The organism is Lentibacillus kapialis (genome assembly GCF_014646635.1).
GTDB classification, from domain to species: domain Bacteria; phylum Bacillota; class Bacilli; order Bacillales; family Amphibacillaceae; genus Lentibacillus; species Lentibacillus kapialis.
This window is the reverse complement of record NZ_BMNQ01000082.1, coordinates 1-9,544: the sequence shown is the minus strand read 5'-3', so window position 1 is coordinate 9,544 and position 9,544 is coordinate 1. Positions and strand designations below refer to the sequence as shown.

Below are 9,544 nucleotides of genomic sequence, written 5' to 3'. Positions count from 1 at the left end.
GTAGCGTGCTTTCCATTTTATTCTTTTGTCTTGTTGGGTCATCGCATAACCTCCCGAGTTGGTTTCTAAGAAGATTATCGCATGGATGACCGTTGGTTCCTACGTGTATTTTATTTGACGCTTACCCTTTTTCGATTAAACTAATCGTTTGACGGGTGATCCCTATTTTTTCAGCTAGTTGCTGCTGGGTTAAATCCATCTGAACACGAGCTATCCTCACGTTGTTCTTCACCTATATAATCCCTCCTTCACATTAAATTGTAACATATAGATTACATAATTCAATATATATATTACATAAAAGCCATGAAGATAACGCTAATCTTTTCATTAGAAAAGCAGCTTGTCAGAAAAACTTTATATGATTTGCTCCACAAAAATGGGCTTTATGAGCAAGATGAGAGCAAATCTAATTTGATTACTGCTCCCTTTTCCATAAGAAAAATTAAAGATCCATTTTTGGTGGTTCTTCAAGCCACCCTTTAGACATCATTAGCATAATTCCGTTTCGTTGATATTGAAATATGTCTTTACCGAATATTGCATTTTTAATCTGCAAATCATTCCGTAAACTAAATCCGGCACCAAACCCTCCTCCACCAAGGGCAAGCCCGTTCAAAAGATAAGTACAAAACATCATAAGCCTCTCGGAAAAAGGGGCTATAGTGGAATTCGTTACAGTACTTCCAGGAGTAACTGGTGGTTGAATATCATTTTTAAGAAGGATTTTTGAGATTTCTCTGATCTGTTCTTTAGCAAGCCCTTTGCCTACAGTAAAGTACATTTTGACTTCTTCATCTTTAGCAGTTTGGATAAATCCGTCCATTAACTGCATACCCGTAATATTGGTTTCCATAGCATGGTATAGAGGACCAAACTCAACAGTATTTAATGTTCGCTTGTAACCCATAATATTGGTGCCCTTTGCATAATCTTTATCCGTGATAAAATCAATCGATACTGGCATGTTGACATAGTTAGGACGGGATAAAAAATCCTTTTCAAGGAGATATTCTGTAAAGTGACCATAAAAGGTTTCGGAAAGTTTCGAAAGCCCCTGATAAAGCTTTATAATATCTTTACGATAGGTCATGGTTAGATGAAGTGCGTACATCCCTACACTAATTTCCTTAAGAATCCTACTAAACATGATATCAAAACCATTTTCCCATAATTTTGGTGCTTTTAAATTGACATCTTTTTCTATGAAACCTTCCGGTGGCATCACTCCTTCATTCTCAAACATGGTTTTCATCTCGATGACTTTTTGATGAAGTTGTTTACACAAACCTGACATTAGATCTTTGGCCTTTGGATCGTCGGTTGTTTCGATAAAATACTCCAACATCCGTAAAATCACACCTTTTTTGTGGTAGGTCATCCATAATGCACCAAGTTCAGAGGCACTCATTTTAGGTTTTTCACTCATATATATCCTCCTAATACATATTTAAATGTTATTTTTTGTTCTCACCTAAAAAATTATGCATTTAGGGCGACCCTGTGATACTTATCTGATCACCTTTGGGAGACATATATTAATTCCTCAACCATTAAACCAACCAAAATAATATTGACAACCAGTAGAAATAATGAAATCCATAAACGAAATTCTTTAAAAGTTGTTAGGCATAAACTTTGTCCGCTTCCCCATTTCTGCTTGAAAGTGGCTTCAGCCTTCGTTCTGCCGAATTACCCCAAACCTATCAGTCTCAACGCATGCAGAATTTGTTAACGGGATGACTTTAGGAAACATGGTTCAGTCATCCCCATCCTCCGTTTAATTGCTTCATCAATGAAAACATATCCGAGAGGACATAATACTCAACGCATTTGCCGTCTTTTTAGAAAAACTCGGCAATTCGCCTCGTCTTATAGCGAATGCCGAAGCTTTTCTTATAAGGTCATCCATAATTTATACTTTCTGACGTTATAAATATAAGAATATCCATTCCCTCGAAAGTGACAGAGGTTCCTTTTTCAGCCTTTGCACCTTCTATATTTCCTTGATATAAGGCAGTCTTTTCCCAATGTCCAGATATTTTTTGATTCCCTGCAACAGGAGAAATAACAGGATATCGTAAAAATATCCTCTGGTCATTTTTATCATGTCTTCAAGTGCCGATGGGCATTTGACATCACTATCAGACCAGTGACCAACAAAATCGTCACTAACCATAGAGCTGATTTTGCCATAATCACCATTCCAAAATTGCATTCAACCGTCATAAAGGTTGTCCGTGATTTCAGCCATATTTAACTCCTTTCGGTATTCCTCTTTAATTAATTCGATTTATATGCAGGTAAATCCTATCGTCTTATTCAACATAATGGCCCTACAATGATAATTTGGAAGCTGCCTTATTCCGGAACAGCGCCCTTTTCCTGAAGATCGCAAAGACCTTTAATCAGCTAAACGCCAAATACCACTGTACCACCAATCATATAAATGAATGGAAATAGGAATAAAAGGATGTTTGCAATTATTGCGATAAGCGTGAAAGCATTCTTTTTAATTCGGTACGCTTTTGATGCAAGAAATAGACCAATGGAACAAAAAACCAAAGGAAAAAATACAGGTAAACCTTGTAATTTTTCTAAAGTAACAATATTAAGCAGAAAATTAAGAATAGATATTAGCGAAACAAGGAATGAAACATATGAAATCGTAATAAACGATTTTTGCATAATCTGAATCCCTCCAAAATTATAATATCCCATCAATAAATTCCCATTTCAGTAAGACTCACTATTCGATAAGCGCGCCCGTTTCATGAAGATCAGAATTTTCAAATATAAGTGATATGTGATAATAAATTAAAGCTGCAATGACACCAATTAAGGAAAAAAACTCAAAATTTAATATCACTTCACCAGATAATATTACCGGTATAATAAATGCTATCAGAAACCCAAAAGAACCATAGAGAAATAAATTTAAAAAGTATCGCTTAGATTTTGAAATCACGGGTAGTTTTTGAACTATTATATTAATGAGAAATGCACTTGGAATACCGAATATTAAATATGCAAGCAATGTATTAAATAAACCTATAATTACTAAACCTTGAAATGATTCATTGGATTCAGGGGCTTGAATATAAGATACAAAAGGCAATATAAAACTGAGTATAATAGAAGCTATTAAAGCAACCCCTATTTTCTTACAAACTTTAATCAAATTCCTGAGAATGTATACGTGATATAGGTTGAATTTCATTATACACCGCCCATTTTTCACAGAGTAGAGTAGGCTTTGATTATGATATGGTCGTCAAGTTTTATTCCAGAAAGGCGCCTGATTCTTGAAGATATTAATCAATTAAAACTTCAATTTCATCCTCATTCTCATCCACCAGTTTTTCTAATAAATTATTATATTTCTCCCCAAATTCCTCTATCCAATTTTCATCATTAATATCTGCTTCTTCATCACCTAATTTCTCTTCGAGATAAGTATTGATATAAGCATTTCGTTCATTAATTCTTTTAGCATATTCGCTTTGAAAATCTTCTGGTGTCATGTCTAATTTTTCAGCTTGAGTTTCGGCAAACTTACGAATTTGCTTTCCGCTTTCGTCTTTTGTGTTTTTAGGAGGAAGTTTTTCAAATTCATCACGGTTTTTTTCGTCATTTAAATTGTTAGAAATATCAAGGTCCATTTCTTTTACTTCTTGTTTTATCAATTCTACTTCTATTGCCGAATCAAGATACTCTAACGCAGTATCATCAGGATATAAAAAACGTAAATCACCTACTGTAATCTCTTGACCTTTTACAATCGCAGCTGCTTCATTATCATCGTATTTTGAAATACCGCTACATCCAACCATAAAAATAAAGGGTATTAAAATGGATAACTGTACAACTTTTAACATTAAAACACCTCCTTGATTCTCCAACATTTTAGTTTTATTTCTGCAATAAGTTGGCCCGTATCACCAATTTAAGACGCGGTATTTATTCCGTAATGGCGCCCTATTGTATTATATGGTCAGCCGGTCATTGAACTGGTTGCCCTATTTTTTATAGATTTCATATGCTTGAGTAAGTCGGGGGAGGACGTTTGCGCCCGTGGGACACTGATCCCGTCCGTAATACTGTCCACCCCTTCCTTGTAGAAACATGTTTGAGGCTGGTTGGGACATGATCCCGCATAACAAGCGAAGCTATGAAACTACAAGGGATGTGAGGGGCGCACCGACGAATCTATCAAAGGAGTTGTGATTATCTATGAATCCTGTCATCGGCTTGGATGTCGTAAAAGGGGGAAAGCCAGGTCCAAGCCTTTTTACAAAAAAAACGTATAAACAAAGCTTTAAGGTTACGCACCATCTACAAGGGCTTAAAGCGTTTTATCAGTTTTATCAGGAAGTAGAACAGATTGCCGGTCAGCCCCCGGCCGTCATTTGAATCCACTGGGCACTATCATGAGCCAGTGCATCAATTTCTGGATGATCATGCTATAACGTATTATGTCATCAATCCGGTCGTTCCTTACGAGGCCAATAAAACGGGTCTGCGTAAGGTGAAAACGGACAAAATTGATGCGTATCATCTGGGTGAGTTGTACTACAAAGAAGACCTGGAAGCCTTTCAGAAGAAAACCGAGCAATACCTGGATCTGCGTCAATTAACCAGACAGCACAGCGCTTTAACGGATAGATATGTTGAAATAAACTACAGTTCCAAGCTGCAGTCGATCATATTTTCCCGGAATATCGTAATGTCTTCAGTGATCTTTGTGGCAAGTTATCGTTAAACACTAAAAGGTCTCACAACAGGCTCTAGCCGATGATATGCGTCAATTCGGGGCTAGCGTTCCGACGCATGGTTTTTGGATAAAGTAGCCCAATTAAAAGCTGCAGCGGACAGTAACCCCTTTCAGCATCCCGTCTGTCATGGTCATATTGTCAGTTTACAGATGTATATTTAAATGCTTTTTCAATATCAAGAGCACCTATCCCAATTAAAAAAAAGAAATAGATGCCCTGGCCCGGTCTTTTGAAGACCAAGGATTGATCAAGTCGATTCCCGGTATTGGGGATAAGCTTACGGCAACAATCATCTCCGAAATTTGGGGAATCAATCAGTTTGAACGGCCAAAGCAACTGGCTGCCTATGCCGAGCTGGACCCAAGTGTTTTTGAGTCCGGCAAGTATAAAGCGTCCATCAACCGTATCACCAAAAAAGGATCATCACGATTGTGTCAGGCTCTTTATTCTGCTGTGCAATGCGGTCTTGCCAAAAAAGAAACAAGAAATTGATAGCCTTTTACGATCGCAAAAGAAATAAGGCCAAGCCACACAGAGTCGCTGTAATTGCCTGTGCCAATAAACTCGTTCACTGGATCCATGCCATGTTGTCTTTGTAGATCAATCATAAGAGGCTTAAAAGTGCGCAATACTCTGAAATCTCACTTGTTCAGCAGTAAGGCTATTTGGTATTTTTAATTTTTAGTGTAACATGTTTTTTAAAACTTTTTTAGACTTAAATGTTGACAACTATTGGCTGGTATTGAGGAAGACTAATATTAGTGTCTGCTCATCATTACTCCAACAAGAAATTTCATTAAATTATAAAGATGAAAACAAGAAGTATTAGGCAGGTCCATACGAATGTATGTTCAATCACTCGATTTTGCGAACCTTTGATTTTCACTATAATTGACATTACAAAAAGAAAAAAACCCCAAATAAAGTAGATAAGAATCACGTAAAGTAGCCATCTTACGTGTTCTATCCAGTCCAGTAAAGGTCCAAATGTTCCTAGTGACAAAAATAAAACGATAGATATAAAACCTACTGCAAATAAAATTGTCGGCGTTTTACTCCATATTGAATGGCTTAACATATTAGGTCTTTTTTTATGCTGGCAAAATATAATGACATAAATACAAGCAACGAGCGCAATAAGAAATCCTGCTGTTAAAATACTTCTAAAAATACGACCTTCATTACTCGTATCTTCTGTGATTGCAACGGATATGCCAAGCCCATTTACAAGATACACCAAAATAATTAATGTTAAAATAACTAAAAATTGATAAATAGTCCATTTTGAGAAGGACAAACTACCTTCACCTCAATTTTGTTTAAGTAGTGCTCTAGCCTGTTGTCTGTTCTACAACCTGTGCCGATAACTCATAATAGCAAATTAGACCGTCCTTTATTCCAGAGTGGCACTCGTTTCAAGAACAATTAAACTTAATTATTTTTTTGATTTTTTACAAATTGAATAAACCAGTATAAGGCTATCCAAGGGAATATATAACGAGTTACCCATTCAAAAGCTGCGATAATATAAAAAACATTATATCCTAAGAGAGTCAAGATAAAAAATATTAATACAACTCCAATTACACCGTATAATAAGTATTTCACAGCGGCGGTTCCCCCTCTCTTTATTTTAAACGTATTAAATAAAATAATATGGTCCGATGAAGCAACTATGGGCACGGTTCTTATGCCAGAATCGCGCCCAATTGTGGCTATACGTTTTTATTGGAGTTAATTTCTTTTTTTCTTTAAGTTTTAGTTTCCACTTCTCAATTTTGTTTACTTTCCTAAGCGTTAAGAAGGAAAAAGCAAGGACTACATAATACCCCAAAGCATAATCGGGTTTGTGCGATTTATCTATAATCTCCATAATCCCCATCCTATCTGAATCTTTTTGCAATCCGACCCATTTAAGGCACAGTATTTGTTCAACAACTGCGCCCGCATTTTTACTCTACACCACTCACGTCATCAAGTTTCCCTATGTTGAATCTCTAGACCCCTACATTCGGAAGTTTGTCAGTTCCTTTCCCAAAGAACATTCTCACCATATCCAGTTTTTCAGCCGTGCGGCCTATCCGTTGGCATACCTTCTTTAAAAAAGAGTGGCTGCAGCCTTCGTTCAGCCGAATCACCTGTGCTTCATACCCCAAAGCCTGTCAGCCTTGACGCATGCAGGATTTGTTGACGGGATGGTTTCAGGAAAAATGGTTCCATCATTCCCATCCTCCGTTGTAACGTTGGAATTTAATAAAACTCCCCGCATGTTCACGCTTCAAAGCGTTTATAGCGGAACTTGTCGCGCGCGCCCGTTTCAGACCAGTCATTTCTTGTACTAGCTGATATTGTAGAACCAGCCACGGCAATTTTAATTGAAATAACTCTTCATTCATCTTTTACTTGGTTAAATTAAAGCTTTGCTCAATTAAGTTATAAATTTCTCCTTCTGGATCGGTATGATTTAAAACAAGTGAAATCCAATGTTCCTTATCCATATGATATCCAGGTAAAATATCCCATCCATTTCTTAAACTCCCGATTAATTCAGGAGGACATTTTAAATTCAAAATATCTATTTCCTCGTTTCCTTCTAATCCTAATTTTTCTGGAAGGATATTCATCACAAGACCATACCATTTTCCGTTAGATGCATGTCTCAAAGCAGCATAGTTTGGAAATTTCCTGAACGGATAATCAGGTAATGTACCGTAGGTTTCTTGAACGTGTTTGAAGATATCTTCTCTTGTTAACATACTAAGTAATTCCTCCAAGTGCTTTGGTTAATGCGCCCCTAATTTTCTTCTCTCATTTCACCCACCATTTATAGCTTTCAATACACTTTGTTTATTCAACGATATGGCCATTATATTCAGTTCGGACGCTAATACTTATTCCTGATTAGCGCCCGATTGCTTAAAACTGTTAAACTAATAGCCACCACTCAAATATTGCAATTCCAAACATAAGAATTGCAGAGAAAAGCATTAAAGCAAAATATTCCCTCTTACCTGTAACTATCATTTCAACAACCCGAATACCATAAGTCATTCCTAAAAAAAACGTCATAAAAATGGTGAGAATAATTAAAAACAATTGACTTGATCCTGTTAGCGCAGGTATTGCAAGAAATAGCATCCAAATTGCAAGCCCCATCGACAAAAGGGTAAAGAGTATATCCAAAGTCAAGAATACCTTGTTTCTTTCCTCACATCTTTCCTGAACTTTGCCAATCAGTTCCATTTCAACCTTCTCCTTTTCATTTATTCCATAATCTAATATGCCATAGCAGCGCCACTCTTTTTTAGCGAATAGCGCTCCGATAATGGAATACCTTATTAGAGCGTGTTCAAAAAGCCCCTATTTTTTCTTTAAAATAAAAATGCACCTTTAGCGAAATATGGTAAAATGGAAGTGACTCAACAACCAAAAATACCAATTTGCGAGGTGCATTTTCATGGAATTACAATTGGAACTAGTTCCTTTCCACTATTATAACACACTCGGCTTTGATCCGGAACTGATAGATTAATAGATTACATTGATCATGTAGATGATTCCATTGTGCTGGAAAAAGTAAAACCACTTTATAAGCATAGCGGCCGACCACCCACAGATCCAAGGACATACTTCAGAATGCATTATCTATATTTCACCCTGCCGGAAATGACATCTTTCCGAGAACTGTGCAGGCAACTAAAAGAACCCAAAAATCAGGCATGGCGTAATTTTATCGGAACACCTGAGATAAAAGACGTCCCTGTACATGGCAGTTTGAGCCATTTTCGAAAGTATGTGACACCTGAGCTGTTTTATGAAATTCTGTTTGATCTGATACGCCAGGCATTAAAACTGGACAACTTTTTACAAACAACTCTGTCCGGTATTGATTCCAGACTTGTATATGCCTTGGTGAATGGCTATAAAAAGAAACGCTGCAGCTGTGAAGATAAGGAAACCTGCGATTGTGAAAAGACATTTTCAGACCCTGACGCCAAAGTTGGTGTACAGCGAAATAAAGCCAATCAAAACAAGTACTTTATTGGCTATCGCAAGCATTCTATTACTTGTCCGACACCATCAGGTCCCATTGTTCTATTGTCCATTATTCTTCCGCCGGATACGGCTGACATTGATGTGCTTCTTCCACTGGTTGAAAAACTCAACCAAGCAGTTGATTTGCTGTTTTAAGTTTCTTCGATAGCGACAGCCGTTCCATAAGCCAAAAGCTCTGCTGCTCCACTTGAAATTTGAGATGTTTCAAAGCGAACATTAACTACGGCATCAGCTTCTTGATTTTCAGCATTTTCAACCATTCGTTGCATTGCTCTTTGTCGAGAGTCTGTCATCAACTCTGTATATTCTGTCATTTCACCGCCTACGACATTTCTAAAGCTAGAAACGAGATCCTTCCCAACATTCTTTGCACGTACAACGTTACCCTTGGCAATCCCCTTTACATCCATGATCTTATAGCCTGGAATGGTCTCAGTATTTACTAAGATCATCTTGGTCTTCCTCCCTTTTCTCCTTAATTTTATCTCGTAAAACACCAATAAAAATTAAAAGAAGGCTTACAACGCCAATCACAATAGAGCTTATAAAAAGAATTAAACTAACTCTTATATTGATTATAAAAAAAGATTACGTTCGATAAAATGAACACTACAATAGCTGTTGGTATTAAAAGAACTCCAAAACGTATCATTATTTCTCCTTGATTCGATTAAGCTTTTTCTAAAATTCCCAACCTAAAAAGAGCCATCCAA

The 9,544-nt window shown here is 36.9% G+C and carries 10 protein-coding genes and 2 pseudogenes; 2 read left to right on the top strand and 10 right to left on the bottom strand.

Going from position 1 to position 9,544, the window contains the following annotated elements; all coding sequences use genetic code 11:
* Positions 1-124: 124 nt before the first annotated feature.
* From IEW67_RS16870 to IEW67_RS16845, 6 genes and pseudogenes are all read right to left on the bottom strand, one after another.
* Positions 125-232: pseudogene (locus IEW67_RS16870) on the bottom strand (helix-turn-helix transcriptional regulator); the annotation flags it as partial.
* A gap of 213 nt (positions 233-445) precedes the next feature.
* Complete coding sequence (locus IEW67_RS16865; protein WP_188634245.1) at positions 446-1,429, bottom strand: DUF3231 family protein; 984 nt, start codon at positions 1,427-1,429, stop codon at positions 446-448.
* 567 nt (positions 1,430-1,996) lie between these two features.
* Positions 1,997-2,218: a hypothetical protein gene (locus IEW67_RS16860; protein WP_188634244.1), complete on the bottom strand. Its 222-nt coding sequence runs from the start codon at positions 2,216-2,218 to the stop codon at positions 1,997-1,999.
* Between the two features lie 194 nt (positions 2,219-2,412).
* A complete protein-coding gene (locus IEW67_RS18610) occupies positions 2,413-2,688 on the bottom strand; it encodes a YnaG family membrane protein (protein WP_505735190.1) in 276 nt (91 codons plus the stop codon).
* Between the two features lie 61 nt (positions 2,689-2,749).
* On the bottom strand, positions 2,750-3,220 hold the full coding sequence (locus tag IEW67_RS16850; RefSeq protein ID WP_188634242.1) for a hypothetical protein: 471 nt from the start codon (positions 3,218-3,220) through the stop codon (positions 2,750-2,752).
* A gap of 94 nt (positions 3,221-3,314) precedes the next feature.
* The gene (locus IEW67_RS16845; protein ID WP_188634241.1) at positions 3,315-3,878 is read right to left on the bottom strand and encodes a hypothetical protein; all 564 of its coding nucleotides are present in this window, start codon (positions 3,876-3,878) and stop codon (positions 3,315-3,317) included.
* Between the two features lie 355 nt (positions 3,879-4,233).
* Here IEW67_RS16845 and IEW67_RS16840 point away from each other — a divergent pair.
* Positions 4,234-5,374, top strand: a pseudogene (locus IEW67_RS16840) (IS110 family RNA-guided transposase).
* Between the two features lie 197 nt (positions 5,375-5,571).
* On the opposite strand, the gene IEW67_RS16835 reads toward IEW67_RS16840, so the two are convergent.
* From IEW67_RS16835 to IEW67_RS16825, 3 genes are all read right to left on the bottom strand, one after another.
* Positions 5,572-6,072, bottom strand: coding sequence for a hypothetical protein (locus IEW67_RS16835; protein ID WP_188634240.1), 501 nt, complete (start codon positions 6,070-6,072; stop codon positions 5,572-5,574).
* Between the two features lie 1,102 nt (positions 6,073-7,174).
* Complete coding sequence (locus IEW67_RS16830; protein WP_188634239.1) at positions 7,175-7,531, bottom strand: MmcQ/YjbR family DNA-binding protein; 357 nt, start codon at positions 7,529-7,531, stop codon at positions 7,175-7,177.
* 169 nt (positions 7,532-7,700) lie between these two features.
* Entirely contained in the window at positions 7,701-8,018 is a 318-nt protein-coding gene (locus IEW67_RS16825) for a hypothetical protein (RefSeq protein ID WP_188634238.1), read from the bottom strand.
* A 288-nt stretch (positions 8,019-8,306) separates the two neighbouring features.
* On the opposite strand from IEW67_RS16825, the gene IEW67_RS16820 reads away from it, so the two are divergent.
* Positions 8,307-8,966: a transposase gene (locus IEW67_RS16820; protein WP_505735191.1), complete on the top strand. Its 660-nt coding sequence runs from the start codon at positions 8,307-8,309 to the stop codon at positions 8,964-8,966.
* Here IEW67_RS16820 and IEW67_RS16815 read toward each other — a convergent pair.
* The gene (locus IEW67_RS16815; RefSeq protein ID WP_188634236.1) at positions 8,963-9,283 is read right to left on the bottom strand and encodes a YbjQ family protein; all 321 of its coding nucleotides are present in this window, start codon (positions 9,281-9,283) and stop codon (positions 8,963-8,965) included. The genes IEW67_RS16820 and IEW67_RS16815 overlap by 4 nt on opposite strands.
* Positions 9,284-9,544 lie beyond the last annotated feature (261 nt).